Annotated in this window: 17 protein-coding genes and 2 pseudogenes; 7 read left to right on the plus strand and 12 right to left on the minus strand. The window is 71.9% G+C overall.

From position 1 onward, the window contains the following. From sucB to aceE, 3 genes are all read left to right on the plus strand, one after another. The coding region (gene sucB / locus AB4039_RS36915) for a 2-oxoglutarate dehydrogenase, E2 component, dihydrolipoamide succinyltransferase (protein ID WP_442272808.1) at positions 1-1,131 on the plus strand (1,131 nt) is incomplete at its 5' end. Between the two features lie 183 nt (positions 1,132-1,314). Further along, positions 1,315-1,938, plus strand: a complete 624-nt coding sequence (locus AB4039_RS36920; RefSeq protein WP_030233098.1) for a GntR family transcriptional regulator — start codon at positions 1,315-1,317, stop codon at positions 1,936-1,938. 339 nt (positions 1,939-2,277) lie between these two features. Further along, complete coding sequence (gene aceE / locus AB4039_RS36925; protein WP_442272809.1) at positions 2,278-4,962, plus strand: pyruvate dehydrogenase (acetyl-transferring), homodimeric type; 2,685 nt, start codon at positions 2,278-2,280, stop codon at positions 4,960-4,962. 52 nt (positions 4,963-5,014) lie between these two features. On the opposite strand, the pseudogene AB4039_RS36930 reads toward aceE, so the two are convergent. Continuing rightward, positions 5,015-5,587: pseudogene (locus AB4039_RS36930) on the minus strand (cellulose-binding protein); the annotation flags it as partial. Between the two features lie 108 nt (positions 5,588-5,695). Then, a pseudogene (locus tag AB4039_RS36935) lies at positions 5,696-6,475 on the minus strand (serine/threonine-protein kinase); the annotation flags it as partial. A 127-nt stretch (positions 6,476-6,602) separates the two neighbouring features. Here AB4039_RS36935 and AB4039_RS36940 point away from each other — a divergent pair. Continuing rightward, positions 6,603-7,121 carry a DUF4240 domain-containing protein gene (locus AB4039_RS36940; protein WP_266838660.1) on the plus strand — a complete coding sequence of 173 codons (519 nt, stop codon included), beginning with the start codon at positions 6,603-6,605 and terminating at the stop codon, positions 7,119-7,121. 21 nt (positions 7,122-7,142) lie between these two features. On the opposite strand, the gene AB4039_RS36945 is transcribed toward AB4039_RS36940, so the two are convergent. After that, positions 7,143-7,913, minus strand: a complete 771-nt coding sequence (locus tag AB4039_RS36945) for an SDR family oxidoreductase (protein ID WP_266838661.1) — start codon at positions 7,911-7,913, stop codon at positions 7,143-7,145. A gap of 86 nt (positions 7,914-7,999) precedes the next feature. Here AB4039_RS36945 and AB4039_RS36950 point away from each other — a divergent pair, with 86 nt between their 5' ends. Continuing rightward, on the plus strand, positions 8,000-8,653 hold the full coding sequence (locus AB4039_RS36950) for a TetR family transcriptional regulator (RefSeq protein ID WP_266838662.1): 654 nt from the start codon (positions 8,000-8,002) through the stop codon (positions 8,651-8,653). A 41-nt stretch (positions 8,654-8,694) separates the two neighbouring features. Here the strand turns inward: AB4039_RS36950 and AB4039_RS36955 are convergent, their stop codons facing one another. Continuing rightward, entirely contained in the window at positions 8,695-8,961 is a 267-nt protein-coding gene (locus AB4039_RS36955) for a hypothetical protein (RefSeq protein ID WP_266838663.1), read from the minus strand. Between the two features lie 176 nt (positions 8,962-9,137). Beyond that, a complete protein-coding gene (gene glnA / locus AB4039_RS36960) occupies positions 9,138-10,547 on the minus strand; it encodes a type I glutamate--ammonia ligase (RefSeq protein WP_266838664.1) in 1,410 nt (469 codons plus the stop codon). 187 nt (positions 10,548-10,734) lie between these two features. Here glnA and AB4039_RS36965 point away from each other — a divergent pair, with 187 nt between their 5' ends. Further along, complete coding sequence (locus AB4039_RS36965) at positions 10,735-11,202, plus strand: RDD family protein (protein ID WP_442272810.1); 468 nt, start codon at positions 10,735-10,737, stop codon at positions 11,200-11,202. Between the two features lie 206 nt (positions 11,203-11,408). Here the strand turns inward: AB4039_RS36965 and AB4039_RS36970 are convergent, their stop codons facing one another. The 5 genes from AB4039_RS36970 to AB4039_RS36990 form a co-directional block, all read right to left on the minus strand. Beyond that, on the minus strand, positions 11,409-12,107 hold the full coding sequence (locus AB4039_RS36970) for a DUF4191 domain-containing protein (RefSeq protein ID WP_266838666.1): 699 nt from the start codon (positions 12,105-12,107) through the stop codon (positions 11,409-11,411). A gap of 10 nt (positions 12,108-12,117) precedes the next feature. Further along, positions 12,118-12,315 carry an SCO2195 family GlnR-regulated protein gene (locus tag AB4039_RS36975; protein WP_030233071.1) on the minus strand — a complete coding sequence of 66 codons (198 nt, stop codon included), beginning with the start codon at positions 12,313-12,315 and terminating at the stop codon, positions 12,118-12,120. Between the two features lie 282 nt (positions 12,316-12,597). Further along, positions 12,598-13,545: a lipoyl synthase gene (gene lipA, locus AB4039_RS36980; RefSeq protein ID WP_266838667.1), complete on the minus strand. Its 948-nt coding sequence runs from the start codon at positions 13,543-13,545 to the stop codon at positions 12,598-12,600. Between the two features lie 111 nt (positions 13,546-13,656). After that, positions 13,657-14,454 carry a lipoyl(octanoyl) transferase LipB gene (gene lipB / locus AB4039_RS36985; RefSeq protein ID WP_356216113.1) on the minus strand — a complete coding sequence of 266 codons (798 nt, stop codon included), beginning with the start codon at positions 14,452-14,454 and terminating at the stop codon, positions 13,657-13,659. 78 nt (positions 14,455-14,532) lie between these two features. Beyond that, complete coding sequence (locus tag AB4039_RS36990; protein ID WP_266838669.1) at positions 14,533-14,820, minus strand: hypothetical protein; 288 nt, start codon at positions 14,818-14,820, stop codon at positions 14,533-14,535. Positions 14,821-14,992: 172 nt separating this feature from the next. Here AB4039_RS36990 and AB4039_RS36995 point away from each other — a divergent pair, with 172 nt between their 5' ends. After that, positions 14,993-16,432: a regulator gene (locus AB4039_RS36995; protein ID WP_266838670.1), complete on the plus strand. Its 1,440-nt coding sequence runs from the start codon at positions 14,993-14,995 to the stop codon at positions 16,430-16,432. Positions 16,433-16,586: 154 nt separating this feature from the next. Here AB4039_RS36995 and AB4039_RS37000 read toward each other — a convergent pair whose 3' ends face one another. Together AB4039_RS37000 and AB4039_RS37005 are read right to left on the minus strand one after the other, a co-directional pair. Then, complete coding sequence (locus tag AB4039_RS37000; RefSeq protein ID WP_266838671.1) at positions 16,587-17,873, minus strand: FAD-dependent oxidoreductase; 1,287 nt, start codon at positions 17,871-17,873, stop codon at positions 16,587-16,589. A gap of 154 nt (positions 17,874-18,027) precedes the next feature. After that, positions 18,028-18,918 carry a TIGR01777 family oxidoreductase gene (locus AB4039_RS37005; protein WP_266838672.1) on the minus strand — a complete coding sequence of 297 codons (891 nt, stop codon included), beginning with the start codon at positions 18,916-18,918 and terminating at the stop codon, positions 18,028-18,030. Positions 18,919-19,113: the final 195 nt, after the last annotated feature.

A 19,113-nucleotide genomic window follows, 5' to 3' on the forward strand; every position in this document is an offset into this window, starting at 1 on the left:
GCCCCGGCCCCGGCCGCCGCCCCGGCTCCCGTGGCCGCTCCGGCTCCGGCCGCCCCGGCTGCTCCGGCCGCCGCCCCGGCGCCGGTCCAGGCCGCTCCGGCTCCCGCCGCTCCGGTCGCAGCTCCGGCCCCCGTGGCCGCCCCGGCCCCGGTCGCCGCTCCGGCTCCCGTCGCCGCCGCTCCCGTCACCCCGGTCTCCGCCGGTGACGAGGGCGCGTACGTGACCCCGCTGGTGCGCAAGCTCGCCTCGGAGTCCGGCGTCAACCTGTCCACGGTTTCGGGCACCGGTGTCGGTGGCCGCATCCGCAAGCAGGACGTCCTGGCCGCCGCCGAGGCCGCCAAGGCCGCCGCTGCCGCCCCGGCTCCGGCCGCCGCTCCGGCCGCGAAGGCTCCGGCCGCCGCGGTGTCCGAGCTGCGCGGTCAGACCGTCAAGATGACCCGCATGCGCAAGGTCATCGGCGACAACATGATGAAGGCCCTGCACTCGCAGGCGCAGCTCAGCTCCGTGGTCGAGGTGGACATCACCAAGATCATGAAGCTGCGCGAGCAGGCCAAGGCCGGCTTCCTCGCCCGTGAGGGCGTCAAGCTGTCCCCGATGCCGTTCTTCGTCAAGGCCGCGGCCCAGGCGCTGAAGGCCCACGCGGTCGTCAACGCCCGGATCAACGAGGACGAGGGCACCATCACCTACTTCGACTCGGAGAACATCGGCATCGCCGTGGACTCCGAGAAGGGCCTGATGACCCCGGTCATCAAGGGTGCCGGTGACCTCAACCTGGCGGGCATCTCCAAGGCGACCGCCGACCTGGCCTCCAAGGTCCGCGGCAACAAGATCACGCCGGACGAGCTGTCGGGCGCGACCTTCACCATCAGCAACACCGGCTCGCGCGGTGCGCTGTTCGACACCGTCATCGTGCCCCCGAACCAGGTCGCCATCCTGGGCATCGGCGCGACGGTCAAGCGCCCCATGGTCATCGAGACCCCCGAGGGCACCGTCATCGGCGTCCGCGACATGACGTACCTGACCCTGTCCTACGACCACCGCCTGGTGGACGGCGCGGACGCGGCCCGGTACCTCTCGGCCGTCAAGGCGATCCTCGAAGCCGGCGAGTTCGAGGTCGAGCTCGGCCTGTAAGGCCCCGCGCGCAGCCCCGGCTGCCGCTGGCGGCGCCCCCGTCCGGATCCGTCCGGGCGGGGGCGTCGTTGTAACGAGCCTCACCCGGCGTCCCTGACCGGGAACGCATCGCAGCAGGCCACGACCGCCGTATTGTCTACGCATCAGGCCCCGCGTGCCCCTACAGGAGTTGAAACGCCGATGATCACCCCACCCGTCGTGCACTCGCTGCGCGAGCAGATCCGCGAGCACATCGTGGAGGGGATCGTCAGCGGCCGCTGGAAGCCCGGCGAGCGGATCGTCGAGCGGCGGATCGCGGTCGAGCTGGAGGTCAGCCAGACGCCCGTGCGGGAGGCCCTGCGCGAGCTGGAGACGCTGCGGCTGATCGAGTCGGCGCCGAACAAGGGCGTCCGCGTGCGCAACCTCTCCGCGGCCGACCTGGAGGAGATCTACCCGGTCCGGGCCGGTCTGGAGCAGATCGCGGCCGAGCTGGCCGCCCCGCGGCTGGCGGCCGACTGCACGGCCCTGGAGCCGCACGTGGCCGCCCTGTGGGAGGCGGACCGCAGCGAGGACGGCACGGCGCAGGTGCGGCACACCGTGGGCTTCCACCGCGAGATGGTGCGGGCCGCCGGGAACAGCGTGCTGCTGCACACCTGGGAGAGCCTGGGCATCGAGGTGTTCACGGCCCTGTCCATCCGCTGGCTGGGTACCGTCCAGAAGTCCTACGCGGAGGAGCACGAGGCCCTCGTGGCGGCTTTCCGCAGTCAGGATCCGGACATCGGACTGCTCGTGAAGCGGCACGTGCTGGGCTGCGCACCACGCGCCTGAGCCCTTTCCGCGAGGGACGCGCGGCCCGTTCCGGGCTCCCCGTGACGCCCGGTTTCCGTACCTTGGGAAACACCCTCTGACCTGCGACTTTTAGCGGATCACCAGAGACCCGCTAGGGCTCTTTCGTGTACTCGTCCCATGGGCACCGGGTGCCTGGATTCATGGCACCCGGTGCCGACTTTCGTCGTAGTGACATTTATTCGTCACTTTTATTTGATCGATCATCGATCAGCGCTTTACAGTCAACGCGGACCCCACCCGGGTCCATCGACCCTGTCCTGCCCGTCAGGGTGTTTGATCACCACCTCCTCTCCTTTGTCCGGAAGGCGGCGCACACCGATGTCCGACCCCGTAGGAAAGCTTCCGAGCGAGCTCGACCAGCTCCCGGACCGCGACACCGAGGAGACCGCCGAATGGGCGGCCTCCCTCGACGCCGTCGCACAGGCCGCCGGTACGCGCCGCGCCGAATACCTGCTCCGCCGCACCCTCCAGCACGCCGAGGCCGCCGGCCTCGCCCTGCCGAAGCTGCTGGAGACGGACTACGTCAACACCATCCCCACCGCCGCGGAGCCGGAGTTCCCCGGTGACGAGGCGATGGAAGCCAGGATCACCGCCTGGAACCGCTGGAACGCGGCCGCCATGGTGACCCGCGGCTCCAAGTACGGCGTCGGCGGCCACATCGCCACCTTCGCCTCCGCCGCGTGGCTCTACGAGACCGGCTTCCAGCACTTCTTCCGCGGGAAGGAGGCCGACGGATCGGGCGACCAGCTCTACATCCAGGGCCACGCCTCCCCCGGCATCTACGCCCGCGCCTTCCTCGACGGGCGCATCTCCGAGCAGCAGCTCGACAACTTCCGCCAGGAGTCCGGCGGCAACGGCCTGCCGTCCTACCCGCACCCGCGGCGCCTGCCGTGGCTGTGGGAGTTCCCCACGGTCTCCATGGGCCTCGGCCCGCTCTCCGCGATCTACCAGGCGCGCTTCAACCGCTACCTGCAGAACCGGAGCATCAAGGACACCGCCAACTCGCACGTCTGGGCCTTCCTGGGCGACGGCGAGATGGACGAGCCCGAGTCGACCGCCGCCCTGGCCCTCGCCTCCCGCGAGCAGCTCGACAACCTGACCTTCGTCATCAACTGCAACCTGCAGCGCCTCGACGGTCCGGTCCGCGCGAACTTCCGTGTCGTCCAGGAGCTGGAAGCCCAGTTCCGCGGCGCCGGCTGGAACGTCATCAAGTCCCTGTGGGGCTCCGCCTGGGACGAGCTCTTCCAGCTCGACACCACGGGCGCCCTGGTACGCCGCCTGCGCGAGGTACCCGACGCGCAGTTCCAGACGTACGCGACCCGCGACGTGGCCTACATCCGCCAGCACTTCTTCGGCGCCAACGCCGAGCTCGTCGCCCTGGGCGGCCTGCTGTCCGACGCGAAGATCGCCGAGTGCTTCCACAGCTCCCGCGGCGGCCACGAGCCCCGCAAGGTCTACGCCGCGTACAAGGCCGCCCTGGAGCACAAGGGCGCGCCGACGGTCATCCTCGCGCAGACCGTCAAGGGCTACACGCTGGGTGCCGGGTTCGAGTCGAAGAACGCGAACCACCAGATGAAGAAGCTGACGATCGACGAGTTCAAGGACATGCGCGACCTCCTTGGCCTCCCGATCCCGGACAGCTCCTTCGCCGACGGCCAGGTCCCGTACGGCCACCCGGGCGCGGACAGCCCCGAGGTGCGGTACCTCAACGAGCGCCGCGCGGCCCTCGGCGGCCCCGCCCCGGCCCGCAAGGTCCACCACGTGGCCCTGCCCGCCCCGGCCGAGCGCTCCTTCGCCCCGCTGCTCAAGGGCTCCGGCAAGCAGGAGATGGCCACCACCATGGCCTTCGTCCGGCTCGTCAAGGACCTGATGCGGGACAAGGAGACCGGCAAGCGCTGGGTGCCGATCGTCCCCGACGAGGCCCGTACCTTCGGTATGGAGTCCCTCTTCCCGTCCGCCGGCATCTACTCGCCGCTGGGCCAGACGTACGAGCCGGTCGACCGCGACCAGCTGATGTACTACAAGGAAGCCAAGGACGGCCAGATCCTCAACGAGGGGATCACCGAGGCCGGCGCCATGGCCGACTTCATCGCCGCCTGCACGTCGTACGCGACGCACGGCGAGCCGATGATCCCGTTCTACATCTTCTACTCGATGTTCGGCTGGCAGCGCACCGCCGACCAGATGTGGCAGCTCGCCGACCAGCTCGGCAAGGGCTTCATCGTCGGCGCCACCGCCGGTCGCACCACGCTGACCGGTGAGGGCCTGCAGCACGCGGACGGCCACTCGCACCTGATCGCGTCCACGAACCCGGCGTCGCTCAACTACGACCCGGCCTTCGCGTACGAGATCGCGGTGATCGTCAAGGACGGCCTGCGCCGGATGTACGGCGAGAAGCCGGAAGACGTCTTCTACTACCTGACGGTCTACAACGAGCCGAAGGTCCAGCCCGCCATGCCCGAGGGCGTGGAGGAGGGCATCCTCAAGGGTCTGTACCGCTTCAACACCGCGGCCGACCTGGCGGAGGCGGCCCCGGCCGCCGACGCTCCGAAGATCCAGCTGATGGCCTCCGGCACGGCGATCCACTGGGTCCTGGAGGCGCAGAAGCTGCTCGCCGCCGACTGGAACGTGGCCGCCGACGTCTGGTCCGCCACCTCCTGGGGCGAGCTGCGCCGCGAGGCGCTGGAGTGCGACGAGGCGCTGCTGCGCGGCGAGGAGCGCACCCCGTACGTCACCCGCGTGCTCGACGGCGCACCCGGCCCGGTCCTGGCCGTCTCCGACTGGATGCGCCAGGTCCCGGACCAGATCAGCCAGTGGGTCCCGCAGGACTACACCTCGCTGGGCACGGACGGCTTCGGTCTGTCCGACACCCGCGAGGGTGCCCGCCGCCACTTCGGCGTCGACGCCCAGTCGATCGTGGTGGCCTCGCTGGCCCAGCTCGCCCGTCGCGGCGAGGTCCCGGCGTCCGCCATCAAGGAGGCCCGGGAGCGCTACGGCCTGTAGGCCCGAGCCCGTCCGACCGTGAGGCGGTCCGTCCCTTCGGGGGCGGGCCGCCTCACGGCGTGTGGCGCTGCTGCTGGATCTCTTCCCCGGCGCCGTCGCGCTCTCGTCCCAGCTCCTCCAGCATCGCGTCGACGGCGGCCACCTGTGCTTCGATGGCGGCCCGACCGCCCTGGGGGGCCGCCGGCCCGCGGTCGGCCCCGCCGCGGATCCGGTCGGCCTCCGCCTGCGCGGCGGCCACGATGTCCTCGGCCCGGCGCTGCGCGGTCTCCACGGTGCGGCGGGCCCCGCGCTCGACGTCCGTACGGAGCTCCTCGGCCTCCAGGCGCAGCTGCTCCGCCCGGTGCTCGATCTCCGCGAGGCGCTTCTCGGCCTTCTGCTGACGCGAGGCCAGGTCGCGCTCGGACTGCTCGCGCCGCTTGGCCAGATTGGTCTCGAAGTCCGCGGCGGCCCGGGCGGCCCTGGCCCGGGTCTCCTCGAACAGGGCGTCGGCCTTCTCCCGCAGGGCGGCCGCGTCCCGCTGCGCGGTCGCGCGGACGGCCCTCACGTCCCGTTCGGCCTGCTCCCGCAGCTCCGCGATCTCCCGTTCGGCCTCGGCCCGCAGCCGGGCCGGATCCGCCGCGCCGTCCGCGCCGCCCGGTGTGGCGACGGGCGGCCGGTACGGGGGCTGCCGGTACCCGGCCAGGAGCCGGTCCGTCTCGCCTGCGACGGTGGCCGCGTCGGGCGGCCGGTGCGCCGGGTCCTTGGCCAGGAGGTGCATCACCAGGTCGGTGAGACCGACGGGGGCCCTGCCCGCGGGGAGCGGGCGGGGCTCTTCGTGCACCTGCTGGTAGAGCAGCGCGTACGGCTCGGCGCTCGTGAAGGGCGGGCGTCCCGCGAGGCCCTCGTAGAGCAGGCAGCCCAGGCTGTAGAGGTCCGCGCGGTGGTCGATGCGGGAGTCGCCGCGGCACTGTTCGGGGGACATGTACGCGAAGGTCCCCATGGCGGTGCCGCTGACGGTGAGGTCCGAGACCCGCAGGGTCTCGCCGAGGATCTTCGCGAGCCCGAAGTCCAGGACCTTGATCACACCGGCCCCGGTGAGCATCACGTTCCCCGGTTTGACGTCCCGGTGGACGATGCCGCGTTCGTGCGCCGCGGACAGGGCGGCGGCGATCTGGCCGGCCCAGTTCGCGATGTCGTACCAGGGCACGGGCCGGGGATCGCGGAAGAGCTGCGCCAGTGTGCTGCCGTCGAGGCGTTCCATCACCAGGTAGAGCATGCGGCGGCCCTGCAGGACGGTCTCGCCGCAGTCGTGGACGGTCACCGTGTGGCGGTGCGGGAGGTTGGCCGCGGAGCGGACCTCGTGCGTGAACCGGCGTTCCACCCGGCTCGCGTCCATTCCCGGCACGGCCCGGACGAGTTTGGCGGCGACCGGCCGCATCATCCGTACGTCCAGGGCGCTCCACACCTCACCCATGCCGCCTTCCCCGAGCCGTTCCTCCAGCCGGTAGCGGCCTTCGATGAGTTCCCCCCGCATCACGCGCCCCTCTCGCCGTCCGCCCGCCCCTTCGCTCCGAGTATGCGGCCGCCCGGGGGGCGGACACCGGCCTTTGGCCGTATGAGCGGTGGCGGCGCGGGGGCGGACCCGTGATGCTGGAGCGGTGATGGACGAGACGGAGTTCTGGGAGATCGTCGACCGTACCCGCGAGGCCGCCGAGGGCGACCCCGAGGAGCATGCCGAGCTGCTCGTGGAACGGCTCGCGCAGCTCGACCCCGACTCCGTGCTGGACTTCGCGCGGCACTTCGAGTCCCGCTACAACCGGGCGTACACCTGGGACCTGTGGGGCGCGGCGTGGGTGCTGCTCGACGGGGCGAGCGACGACGCGTTCGACTACTTCCGGTGCTGGCTGATCGGGCAGGGCCGGGAGGTCTTCGAGGGGGCGGTCCACGAGCCGGACCAGCTGGCGGAGCTGCTGGTCGACTTCGACGAGGAGATCGACGGGGACGGCGAGGAGCTGGGGTACGCGGCCGACGAGGCGTACGAGCAGCTGACGGGCGCGGTGGCGCCGGACCTGGGGATCGCGCTGCAGGCGGCGGAGCCGGAGGGCGCTCCGCTGGACTTCGAGGACGAAGCCGTGCTGGCGGAGCGCTTCCCCCGGCTGTGGGACCGCTTCAGGGCCTGAGGGCGCCCCGGCCTACGGGGCCTAGTAGTGCGTGCCGCCGTCGATGCGGATCTCGGTGCCGGTGATGAAGGAGCCGTCCTCGGAGCCGAGCATGGCGACGACGCCGGCGACGGCCTGCGGGCCGGCGAAGCCCTGGCCGAGGGCCGGGGCGAGCTTGGTGAACAGGCTCCAGTCGGTGTCCTCGGGCAGGCCCGGTCCGGTGCCGGTGGTCATACCGGACTCGATGGAGCCGGGGGCCACGGAGACGAAGCGCAGGCCCTGCTTGCTGTACTCGGCGGCCAGCGCGTGGGTCATGGACTGGATGCCGCCCTTGCTGGCCGCGTAGGCGGACATGTAGGGGTGGGCGAAGGTCGCCGAGGTGGAGCTGAAGTTCACGACGACGGGCTGGTCGCCCGCGAGCAGCGCGGGGAGCGACTCCCGGATCATCAGGAAGGTGCCGGTCAGGTTGACGGCGATGATCTTGTTCCAGAAGTCGAGCGTCGTCTGGTGGGTGTGCGAGGAGCGCAGGATGCCCGCCGCGTTGACCAGGACGTCGATGCCGGTGAGGGCGTCCACGGCGGCGGCCACGCCGGCCTGGACGGCACCCTCGTCGGATATGTCCAGGATCGCGGTGGTCAGCCGGTCGGCGTGGCCGTCGGCGGCGGCCTGCTCGGCGGTGGCTTCGAGTCCGGCTTCGCTGACGTCCACGGCGTGGACGCGGCCGCCCTCGGCGAGAATGCGGTGGACGGTGGCCTGGCCGATGCCGGAGCCGCCGCCGGTGATGAGGACGCGTCGTCCTTCGTAACGGTTCATGGGGTGAGCGTACCGAGCGGATGGCACGTTTTGCCACCCTGTCATTGAATGCATTCGCCCGACATGCCGGACGGTACGCTTCACCCGTGAGATCTCCCCGTCCGTACTCCCCCCAGAGCGGCCCCGGAACCCCGTCGCTGACCGAGCGCCGCAAGGCCGCCACCCAGCTCGACATCGCCCGCGCCGCCTGCGAGCTCTTCGCCGAACACGGTCCCGACGGCACCACCGCCGAGGACATCGCCCACCGCGCCGGCGTGGCGCTGCGCACGTTCTACCGCTACTTCCGCAACAAGCAGGAGGCCGTGGCCCCGCTGCTCGCGGGCGGCGGCGACGCCTGGCGCGCCCTGCTCGCCGAGGAGGACCCGGGCACCCCGCTCGCGCAGGCCCTGGAGCGCGCGGTGCGCCGGGCGCTGAGCGACTCGCAGTCGGTGGAGGAGGGCCTGGAGGTCACCCGCGGCCTGCTGCGGGCCGCGGCCACCGACGAGGCCCTGCGGGCCGTCTGGTACCGCGTGAACCAGGAGTCGGAGGAGCGCCTGGTCCCGGTGGTGGCCCGGCTGGCCGGGCCGGGGGCGGACGCGATGTCGGTACGCCTGCTCGCCGCGGCCTCCACGGACGCGATCCGCGTCGCCCTGGAGGTCTGGTCCACCTCGGACGCCCCCGTGTCGGGCCCCGGGTCCCCCGCCGACCTGGCGGTGCGCTGCCTGACGGAGCTGACCGGCGCGATGCCCCTGCTCCGCTGAGGTGGGCGGAGCAGGGGCATCGAGGCAGATCCGGCAGCAGGTCAGCGCCAGCCTCCCCAGTCACCGTCGTGGTTCCAGCCGGAGTCGGACCAGCTGCCCCAGTCGCTGTCGTTCCAGTGACCGTTCCCGCCACAGTCGTCGTCGTTCCAGTTGCCGTTGCCCCAGTCGTCGTGGTTCCAGCGGGCGTGACTCCCGCGCGAGTCCCAGCCGCCACTGTGATCGTGGGCGGACGCGCTGGTGAGCGGCAGCAGACCGAGGGTGAGACCCGCGGCCCCCGCGACGAAGACTCCGATGATCCTACGGCGCATTTCCATGCACCTCCGAACATGTCTCGCTTATCGGGCTTTTAGGTACCGTTCCACCGTCGCCCCGGCCGCTCGGGCTGTCAAAAGCAGAAGGCCCCCCACCGCTCTCCGGGAGAGCGGTGGGGGGCCTTCCATCAGGCACGATCCCGGGTTCGAAAAGATCCCGGAGGTGTCCCGGCTTAGAGGTCGAAGTAGAGCTCGAACTCGTGCGGGTGCGGGCGCAGCGCGATCGGGGCGATCTCGTGCGTGCGCTTGTAGTCGATCCAGGTCTCGATCAGGTCCGGGGTGAAGACGCCGCCTGCCAGGAGGTACTCGTGGTCCTCCTCCAGGGCCTTGAGCACGTCCTCCAGGCTGGTCGGGACCTGCGGGACGCTCGCGTGCTCGTCGGGCGAGAGCTCGTAGAGGTCCTTGTCGATCGGCTCCATCGGCTCGATCTTGTTCTTGACACCGTCGAGGCCCGCGAGGAGCAGCGCCGCGAAGGCGAGGTACGGGTTGGACGACGGGTCCGGGGCGCGGAACTCGACGCGCTTGGCCTTCGGGTTCGAGCCCGTGATCGGGATGCGCATCGCGGCGGAGCGGTTGCGCTGCGAGTACACCATGTTGACCGGCGCCTCGAAGCCCGGCACCAGGCGGTGGTACGAGTTCACGGTCGGGTTGGTGAACGCCAGCAGCGACGGGGCGTGCTTGAGGATGCCGCCGATGTAGTAGCGCGCGGTGTCCGACAGGCCCGCGTAGCCGGCCTCGTCGTAGAACAGCGGCTCGCCGTTCGCCCACAGCGACTGGTGCACGTGCATGCCCGAGCCGTTGTCACCGAAGATCGGCTTCGGCATGAAGGTCGCGGTCTTGCCGTTGCGCCAGGCGACGTTCTTCACGATGTACTTGAAGAGCATCAGGTCGTCGGCCGCGGCGAGCAGCGTGTTGAACTTGTAGTTGATCTCGGCCTGGCCACCGGTGCCGACCTCGTGGTGCTGGCGCTCGACCTGGAGGCCCTGGGCGTCCAGTTCGAGGGAGATCTCGGCGCGCAGGTCGGCGAAGTGGTCGACCGGGGCTACGGGGAAGTAACCACCCTTGTAGCGGACCTTGTAACCACGGTTGTTCTCCTCGGAGCCCGTGTTCCAGGCGCCGGCCTCGGAGTCGATGTGGTAGAAGCCCTCGTTGGCCGAGGTCGCGAAGCGCACGCTGTCGAACACGTAGAACTCGGCCTCGGGGCCGAAGAACGCGGTGTCGGCGATGCCGGTGGAGGCGAGGTAGGCCTCGGCCTTCTTGGCGATGTTGCGCGGGTCGCGGCTGTACGCCTCACCCGTGATCGGGTCGTGGATGAAGAAGTTGATGTTGAGCGTCTTGTCCTTGCGGAACGGGTCCAGGCGCGCGGTGGTGATGTCGGCCCGCAGAGCCATGTCGGACTCGTGGATCGCCTGGAAGCCGCGGATCGAGGAACCGTCGAAGGCGAGCTCCTCCGCCGGGTCGAACGCTCGCGCCGGGATGGTGAAGTGCTGCATCACACCGGGCAGGTCGCAGAAGCGGACGTCAACGAACTTGACGTCGTTCTCCTCGATGTACTGCTTCACTTCGTCGGCGTTCTTGAACATCCAACTCCTCCTACTCCCGGTCCCCGGGGCAGGGACGGGCTTTTATAGCTCGTGGCGCGTCAGTGCGGTGCCGCACGCTGACCCGACCATAAGCAGACGGGATTTCCCAAGCATGACCCATTTGTTTCGCACAAGTTAACCAGGGTCCCGTCCAGAGGCCGTCGAACGCCACCGGTACCGTGGTGGAGTGGACAACAGGCAAGCAATCGGATCCTGGCTCTCCGGCCCCCGCGCGACCGCCGAGGAGATGGGCATCGACTTCGGCCATCCGGGCGAGCGGCTCGGCCTGCCCCGGTCCGGGCCCGGCTCCGTGGCCCGCTTCGGACGCCGGCTCGGCGCCGTCATGATCGACTGGCTCCCCTGCCAGCTCATCGCATACGGACTGATCACGCACGGAAACCTGCAGACCGCGGGCAACTGGACGCTGGGGCTCTTCGTGGCCCTGTCGATCCTGACCGTGGGCACCGTGGGATTCACCCCCGGAAAGCGGATCCTCGGCCTCCGGGTCATCGGACAGGACGGCGGCCGCCTCGGTTTCCTCCGCGTGGTGGCCCGCACCCTGCTCCTGGCCCTCGTCATCCCGGCGCTGGTCTGGGACCGGGACGGACGCGGATTCCACGACAGGCTGGCCGGCGCGGTCCAGGTGCGGATCTGACGGCCCTGATCCGACGGTCCGGGCCCGACCGGTCCGGGCCTGACGGTCCGGGCCTGACGGTCCGGGCCTGACGGTCCGGGCCTGACGGTCCGGGCCTGACGCGGGACACCGCACGACGCACCGCACGCACGACGCGACGACACGACACAGGGCGCCCCCGGCCTGACGGCTCGGGGGCGCCCTGTGCGATGTATACGAAGAGCGGGTCAGCGCATCTTTCCGCCGCGCGGCATCCGCATGCCCTTGGGCATCGGACCCTTCGGCACGGGCATGTTGCTCATGAGGTCGCCCATGGCCCGGAGCTTGTCGTTGACCTGGGTGATCTGCGGGCCGGTCAGGACGCGCGGCAGCTTCAGCAGCGTCGTGCGGACCTTCTTGAGCGGCACCTCGCCCTCGCCGGTGCCGACGATGAAGTCGTGGACCGGGATGTCGGGCATGATCCGGGCCAGCTTCTTCTTCTCGGCCGCGAGCAGGCTCTTCACCCGGTTCGGGTTGCCCTCCGCGATCAGGACCACGCCCGCCTTGCCGACCGCCCGGTGGACGATGTCCTGGTTGCGGTTCATCGCGACGGCCGGGGTGGTCGTCCAGCCCCGTCCCACGTTGTCCAGTACGGCCGCGGCAGCGCCCGGCTGACCCTCCATCTGCCCGAAGGCAGCCCGCTCGGCCCGTCGCCCGAAGACGATCGCCATCGCGAGGAACGCCACCAGGAAGCCCAGGATGCCCAGGTAGACCGGGTGGCCGATCAGGAAGCCGATCGCAAGAAAGACACCGAAGGTGACGATTCCCACGCCCGCGACGATCAGACCGACCTTCGGGTCGGCCTTGCGCGTCATCTTGTACGTCAGGGCGATCTGCTTCAGTCGCCCGGGGTTCGCAGCAGTCTCTGCGTTTGACTTCCTCGCCATAAAGCGAAGTTTACGTGGCCTGCGGGGTCCGGGTCGCCGCGGCCTCAAGTACGTGTTCGGTTTCGACCCTGTCCTTGGCCCTGCGGCGGTCCTCCAGGACGGCCGTCCAGGCGTTCCGGCGGGCACCGCTCATGAGCAGCGACTCGATGCCACGGAAGGCCTCGGTGAAGGAAGGGATGGCAATGGCGCGTACTGGCGCGGCCTGCATGATGTCGGACCCTCTCTCGGTGCTCACGTCGATGGGGTGGCGTGCGGTGTGTGCGGTGCGTGGATCCAGCGTCACTGACTGGTGTTACCAGGGCGTGACCGGTCGGTCAAATGTGATTGACACGTTGCAAACGCGGACGCGGCCCGCCGGGCTCCTCCGAAAAGAGCCTAGGGGCCGCGTCACTGCGGTGTTACCCGTTGGTAAGTAATTGTGCGTGACCTCACACACACGCGCGGTCAGTTTTCAGACCGCCGCGCGCTTCACTGCGCCATCCGGTCGAGCTCAGACTCGGCTGCGCTTCTCCATCGCCTGGCCGTACAGACGGCCCGCCCGGTACGACGAACGGACCAGGGGCCCGGACATCACGCCGGAGAAGCCGATCTCCTCGGCCTCCTTCGCCAGCTCGACGAACTCGGCCGGCTTCACCCAGCGCTCCACGGGGTGGTGCCGCGGCGAGGGCCGCAGGTACTGGGTGATGGTGATGAGCTCGCAGCCGGCCTCGTGCAGTTCCTTCAGCGCCTCCGAGACCTCCTCGCGCTCCTCGCCCATGCCCAGGATCAGGTTGGACTTGGTGACCAGGCCGTAGGCGCGGGCCTGGCGGATCACGTCGAGCGAGCGCTCGTAGCGGAAGCCCGGACGGATGCGCTTGAAGATGCGCGGCACGGTCTCGACGTTGTGCGCGAAGACCTCGGGGCGGGAGGCGAAGACCTCCTCCAGCAGCTCCGGGACCGCGTTGAAGTCGGGGGCCAGCAGCTCGACCTTGGTGTGGCCGGCCTCGCGGCCCGCCGTCTGCTGGTGGATCTGGCGCACGGTCTCCGCGTAGAGCCAGGCACCGCCGTCCGCCAGGTCGTCGCGGGCGACGCCGGTGATGGTGGCGTAGTTCAGGTCCATCGTGACGACGGACTCGCCGACGCGGCGCGGCTCGTCGCGGTCGAGGGCCTCGGGCTTGCCCGTGTCGATCTGGCAGAAGTCACAGCGCCGGGTGCACTGGTCGCCACCGATGAGGAAGGTGGCCTCGCGGTCCTCCCAGCATTCGTAGATGTTGGGGCAACCGGCTTCCTGGCACACCGTGTGCAGTCCTTCGCCCTTCACCAGGGCCTGCATCTTCGTGTACTCGGGACCCATCTTCGCCCGGGTCTTGATCCACTCGGGCTTGCGCTCGATGGGCGTCTGGGCGTTACGGACCTCGAGGCGCAGCATCTTGCGTCCGTCGGGTGCGACTGCGGACACGACCGGCTCCCTGTGACTTCGATTCTTCGGCGCCCACCAGGGTACGCCCGTAATTTCGTATGCTCTTACGTCGGCCAACCGGGTGTCGGCCGGACGCATTCCCCCCGGCGGTCAGCCGGCGGCCGGCTCGATCTCGCGCGGCTTCAGCTCGGCCTGCTCCAGCACGTCCTTCAGGTGCCGTTCGACGACGGGCAGCACCTCGGCGATGGTGATCTCGCGGCCCAGCTCGTAGGAGAGCGAGGTCACACCGGCGTCCCGGATCCCGCAGGGGATGATCCGGTCGAACCAGGTGGCGTCCGGGTTCACGTTCAGGGAGAAGCCGTGCATCGTGACGCCCTTGGCGACGCGGATGCCGATGGCGGCGAGCTTGCGGTCCTCGCGGCGCTGTCCGGCGTTGGACGGCGCGTACTCGGGGCCGTTGAGGCGGGCGTCGAACTCGTCGTCGCCGATCCGGGGGTCGAAGTCGAGGGAGAGCCCGCCTATCGCGGGACGCTGCTCCACGGGGTCACCGAGCACCCAGACGCCCGAGCGGCCCTCGACCCGCGTGGTCTCCAGGCCGAACTCGGCCGCGGTGCGGATGAGGGCGTCCTCCAGGCGGCGGACGTGCGCGACCACGTCGACCGGGCGGGGCAGCTTCATGATCGGGTAGCCGACCAGCTGGCCCGGACCGTGCCAGGTGATCTTTCCGCCGCGGTCCACGTCGATGACCGGGGTGCCGTCCAGCGGACGCTCGCTCGGGTCGGTGCGCCGGCCGGCCGTGTACACCGGCAGGTGCTCCACGAGCAGGCAGGTGTCCTCGACCTCGTCCGCGAAGCGGGCGGCGTGGACGCGCCGCTGCTCGTCCCAGGCCTCGGTGTACTCGACGGATTCCGGCCCGAAGCCCAGATGGACAAACCGAAGCTCAGTCACCGCAGCGCCTCCTCGTTGAACCTGCTGTGTGCACGCGATCGCACCAGGCCAAGAGTACGGCGACCCGTGCGCGCCCCTTCAGGCCCCCGGCTCCCCGGCCTCCGGCGGCGGGCCGGGCAGCTGCCGGGGACGCCTGCGCCCGGCGGGCGGGCGGTCCGGGTCCTCGTCGGCCCTCGGCAGCCGGCGGTGGCCCTCGGAGTGGTCGTTGACCCAGCCGCACACCCCGCACGCGTACCGGCCGTCCAGTCCCGCGATGTACGTACCGCACCGGCGGCACTCCGCCTCGGTGAGCTCGGGGGCGGGGAGCGGGGCGGTGGAGTCCGGGTACGTGTCGGGGGCATGTGCCCCGTGGGGCGGGCGGGTCATGGGGCGCAGCGTACGCGGACAGCGGGGACCGACCCGTAAAGGGTCCTCCTCATTCGGCACACGATCGGATGAATGTGGGACAGAGAGGACGGCAAGAGCGGACTTGGCCGCTACATTCACGCCGTTCAAGGGCCGGGACTCCGGTCCGTCACGTCAGGAAACCGTGGAGCCGATGACGGAACGACCTGCCCAGCGCGTCCCCAACCGGCAGCTCGCGGCGCTGATCGCGGAAGCCGGGTTCTCCAACGCCGGGCTCGCCCGCCGCGTCGACCAGCTGGGCCTGGAACACGGTCTGGACCTTCGCTACGACAAGACGTCCGTGACCCGCTGGCTGCGCGGCCAGCAGCCCCGCGGGACCACCCCGGCGCTCATCGCCGAGGTCTTCACCCGGCGCCTGGGCCGCCGGCTGTCCGCGCAGGACCTCGGGCTGGACGCCTGCGCGCCCGTGTACGCGGGGCTGGAGTTCGCGGCCACCCCCGAGGAGGCCGTGGACATCGCGAGCGGGCTCTGGCGCAAGGACTCCGGCTCGCACGCCGAGCTCCGCAAGATCGCCTTCACCCCGGCCGGACTCGTGGTTCCCAGCCGCGACTGGCTCATCGGCCGTGCCGACGAACGGGTGGGGCGCGGCGTGGACCCCGCAGCGAGCCGCGTCCCCGCCCAGGGCCGCCCCTCCGTCCCCCGCCAGCGGCAGATCGACCGCGGCCCCGGCCAGCGCGTGACCGGCGGGGACATCGCCGCACTGCGGTCGGTGAGCGAACTGTTCCGGAGCCTGGACCACGCCTACGGCGGCGGCCACGCCCGGCAGGCCCTCGTCCGCTACCTGGAACACGAGGCCGAGCCGATGCTGCGCGGCACCTACGGCGAGACCACCGGGCGGCGGCTGTTCGCGGCCGCCGCCGACCTGACCCGGCTCGCGGGCTGGACCTCGTACGACATCGCCGCGCACGGACTGGCCCAGCGCTACTTCGTACAGGCGCTGCGCCTGGCCCAGGCCGCCGGGGACCGGCCGTACGGGGCCTACGTGCTGGTGACGATGAGCCGGCAGGCCGTCTACCTCGGGCACGGCCGGGAGGCGGTGCAGCTGGCCAGGGTCGCCCAGCAGGGCGTGGGATCGGGCCCGCCCCCGGTCGTCCAGGCCCTGCTGCACGCGGCCGAGGCGCGCGGGCACGCCGTCCTCGGCGAGGTGCGGGCGGCCACGGCCTCCCTGGTGCGGGCCGAGCGGGCGCTGGGCGCCGGGCGGCCCGGCGACGAGGTACCGCACTGGGCGCGGGCCTTCGACGAGGCGCAGCTCGCGGACGAGTTCGGGCACTGTCACCGGGACCTCCAGCAGTACCGCGCCTCGGCGCAGCACGCGGAGCGCTCGCTCCAGCTGCGGGCGCCCGGGTTCGCGCGCTCACGGCTGTTCTGCCGGGTGGTGCTGGCGACGGCGCGGCTGGGGCTGGGTGAGCTGGACCAGGCGTGCGCGCTGGGGGCGGAGGCGGCGCAGCAGGCCGGCGAGATGCGGTCGGTGCGCGCGGTGGAGTACGTACGGGACTTCGAGCGGCGGCTGGAGCCGTACCGGGACGCCTCGGCGGTGCGCAGCTACCGGGACCGGGTGGCGGCGATGTCCTGAACCCCCGCGGGCCGGAGGCCGGCCGGGCTGTGGGCGCCCGGCCGGCCTCCGGTGGTGTCCGTCGCGCCGGTCCCCTTCCGCCGGCCCCTTCCGCCGGTCCGTGCCGGCGGTCCGTGCCGGCGGTCCGTGCCGCCGGTCCGTGCCGGCGGTCCGCTCAGGCCGCCGCCGGGACCGCCGGTTCGGGGCGGACCGGGAGCGGGATGCCGAAGTCGCGGAGCAGGGCGGTGGCGGCGCGCCGGGCGGAGTGCAGGGCGCCGTCGACGGTGTTGGAGTCGCGGTGGTCCCCGCACACGTAGAGGCCGGCCAGCACCCGGACCGGGCGCCGCAGGTCGTACGGCGGGGGCATGGCGGGGACGGCCTCCGGGGTGTGGTGGACGGCCAGGAGCTCCCAGTCCCGGGTCGAGGTGTCGTAGAGCCGGGCCAGGCGGGAGGCGACCGTCCGGGCGGGCGGCGGCGGGCCGTGCACCGTGGTGGTGACCAGGCTCCGGCCGGCCGGGGCCCGGCAGGGGTCGACCGCGCTCATCACGGTGGTGTGGGCGAGGGGCCACTTGGGGTCGGCGTCCAGGAGCAGCGAGCCGTCCCAGGGCAGCGGGGCGGGGGTCGCGTGGTGGATGACGGTGACCTCGTGGAAGGCGGGCACCCGCAGTCCGGGCAGCAGGTCGGCGGCGGCCCGGGCGCCGGTGGCGAGGAGGACGGACCGGCAGCCGAAGTCGCCGTGGTCCTCGGTGGTGACGAGGTTGGTCGCCACCGACCGCACGCGGACCCCCGTGCGTACGGTGCCGGGCGGCAGGCCGGCCGCCAGCAGGTCGGGCAGGGCGGCGGCGCCGCCCTGCGGGACGGCGAGCCGGCCGCGGGCGAAGGTGCGCAGGGCCAGGTCGGCGACGCGGCTGGAGGTGGTGAGCGCCGGGTCGCGCAGCAGCGCGGCGAGCAAGGGCCGCAGGACTCCGTTCACCGTGCGCGGGGGCAGTCCGCGGGAGCCGAGGGCGGCGAGCGCGGTGCGCTCGGGCCGGGCGAGCAGCCGGTCCACGGGCAGCGCTGCGAGCCGGCCGAGCGCGGCGCTGAGCCGGGCCTGGTCGAGGGAGCCGCTGGCCAGCGCGCGGGCCGGGGTCAGGGCAGCGGCCCGCTGCTGCCGGCCGTCGGCGCCGTGCACCAGGACCCCGGGGGCGAAGGGGCGCAGGACGAGCCCCTCCAGGCCGGGGGTGCGGGCCGGTTCGGTGTACGAGGTGCTGAGGAGCTGGCCGACCCGGTCGAGCCGGAAGCCGTCCGCCGAGGCGGTGGCCATCCGGCCGCCGGGGTCGTCGGCGCTCTCCAGGACGCTGACCGTGACCCCCGCCGCGATCAGGTGGTGTGCGGCCGCGAGTCCTGAGACTCCGGCTCCTACGATGACGACGTCCGCATGGTGTGCGGCGTGGTGTGCGACGTGGTGTGCGCTGCTGAGCACGTGCCCCTCCCCGAGGTCGGCGCGGCTGTGTGGGGTCCTCCTTCCCCCAACGGGCTCCAGGAGAACCCCAGTCCGGTGGGGTATTGCGCACAACTCCGGTCGCATGACGGTCGCATCCGGGTCACGAACGGTCGCACATGGTCGTGTGGTGCGCCTACGCCAGCGCCGCCCTGATCGACTCCTCGATCCCCGGGTGCCGGAAGGCGAAGCCCGACTCCAACAAGCGTGCGGGCAGCACGCGCTGACTGCCCAGCACGTCCCCGGCGAACTCTCCGAGCGCCAGGCGCATCACGGGGGCGGGCACGGCGCACAGCGTCGGGCGGTGCAGCACGCGGCCCATCACGGTGGTGACCTCACGGTTGGTCAGGGGGTGGGGAGCGGTGAGGTTCACGGGGCCGGTGAGGGCGGGGGTGTCGATGATGTGCCGCAGTGCGGCGATCTCGTCGTCCAGGGAGATGTACGACCAGTACTGGCGGCCGTTGCCGAGCCGGCCGCCGACGCCCGCGCGGAAGACGGGGAACAGCTTGCCCCAGGCCCCGCCGTCGGCGGCGACCACGAGCCCGGTGCGGGCGAACACGGTCCGGATCCCGGCGGCGCGGGCGGGGGCGGCGGCGGCCTCCCAGTCCACGCAGACCGAGGGCAGGAAACCGGTCCCGGCGGGGGCGCTCTCATCGACGGGGCGGTCGCCGGTGTCGCCGTAGTAGCCGATGGCGGAACCGCAGACCAGGACGGGTGGCGGGCTGCCGAGAGCGGCCACCGCCCGGGCGATCGCGGCCGTACCGAGGACCCGGCTGTCGCGGATCTCCTTCTTGTACGCGGCCGTCCAGCGGCGGTCCCCGACGCCGGCCCCGGCCAGGTGCACGACGGCGTCGGCGCCTTCGAGACCGGCGGGGTCGACGTATCCGGCGCGGGGGTCCCAGCGCGCCTCACCGGGGGCGGCGGGCGCGCGGCGCACGAAACGGACGGTGTCGTGGCCGTCGGCGTGGAGGGAGCGTACGAGGGCCTTGCCGATGAGTCCGGAGGATCCGGTGAGGGCGATACGCATGCTGCCAGTGTGCCGTTGCCCTGTCCGGGCGGTTCTCCGGCACGGCGGGGCCGGGGGTGGCCGTTGCCCCGGCCGGGCGGTTCTCCGGCACGGCGGGGCCGGGAGTGGCCGTCGCCCCGGCCGGGGCTGCGGGCCGGCCCGGGCAACGCGGCCGGACCCGGCCCCGCCGGCGGTCGAGGCGCGGGGGTCCGGGGC

It is taken from the genome of Streptomyces sp. M-16 (assembly GCF_052114405.1).
GTDB lineage: Bacteria > Actinomycetota > Actinomycetes > Streptomycetales > Streptomycetaceae > Streptomyces.

Excerpts from the sequence above, each read along its gene's own strand:
- AB4039_RS36975 (WP_030233071.1), bottom strand. The coding sequence starts at position 12,315 with ATGCAGGCCGCGCCAGTACGCGCCATTGCCATCCCTTCCTTCACCGAG.
- AB4039_RS37005 (WP_266838672.1), bottom strand. The coding sequence starts at position 18,918 with ATGCGTATCGCCCTCACCGGATCCTCCGGACTCATCGGCAAGGCCCTC.
- AB4039_RS36945 (WP_266838661.1), bottom strand. The coding sequence starts at position 7,913 with ATGAACCGTTACGAAGGACGACGCGTCCTCATCACCGGCGGCGGCTCC.
- AB4039_RS36955 (WP_266838663.1), bottom strand. The coding sequence starts at position 8,961 with ATGCGCCGTAGGATCATCGGAGTCTTCGTCGCGGGGGCCGCGGGTCTC.
- AB4039_RS36995 (WP_266838670.1), top strand. The coding sequence starts at position 14,993 with ATGACGGAACGACCTGCCCAGCGCGTCCCCAACCGGCAGCTCGCGGCG.
- glnA (WP_266838664.1), bottom strand. The coding sequence starts at position 10,547 with ATGTTCAAGAACGCCGACGAAGTGAAGCAGTACATCGAGGAGAACGAC.
- aceE (WP_442272809.1), top strand. The coding sequence starts at position 2,278 with ATGTCCGACCCCGTAGGAAAGCTTCCGAGCGAGCTCGACCAGCTCCCG.
- AB4039_RS36990 (WP_266838669.1), bottom strand. The coding sequence starts at position 14,820 with ATGACCCGCCCGCCCCACGGGGCACATGCCCCCGACACGTACCCGGAC.
- AB4039_RS36970 (WP_266838666.1), bottom strand. The coding sequence starts at position 12,107 with ATGGCGAGGAAGTCAAACGCAGAGACTGCTGCGAACCCCGGGCGACTG.
- AB4039_RS36940 (WP_266838660.1), top strand. The coding sequence starts at position 6,603 with ATGGACGAGACGGAGTTCTGGGAGATCGTCGACCGTACCCGCGAGGCC.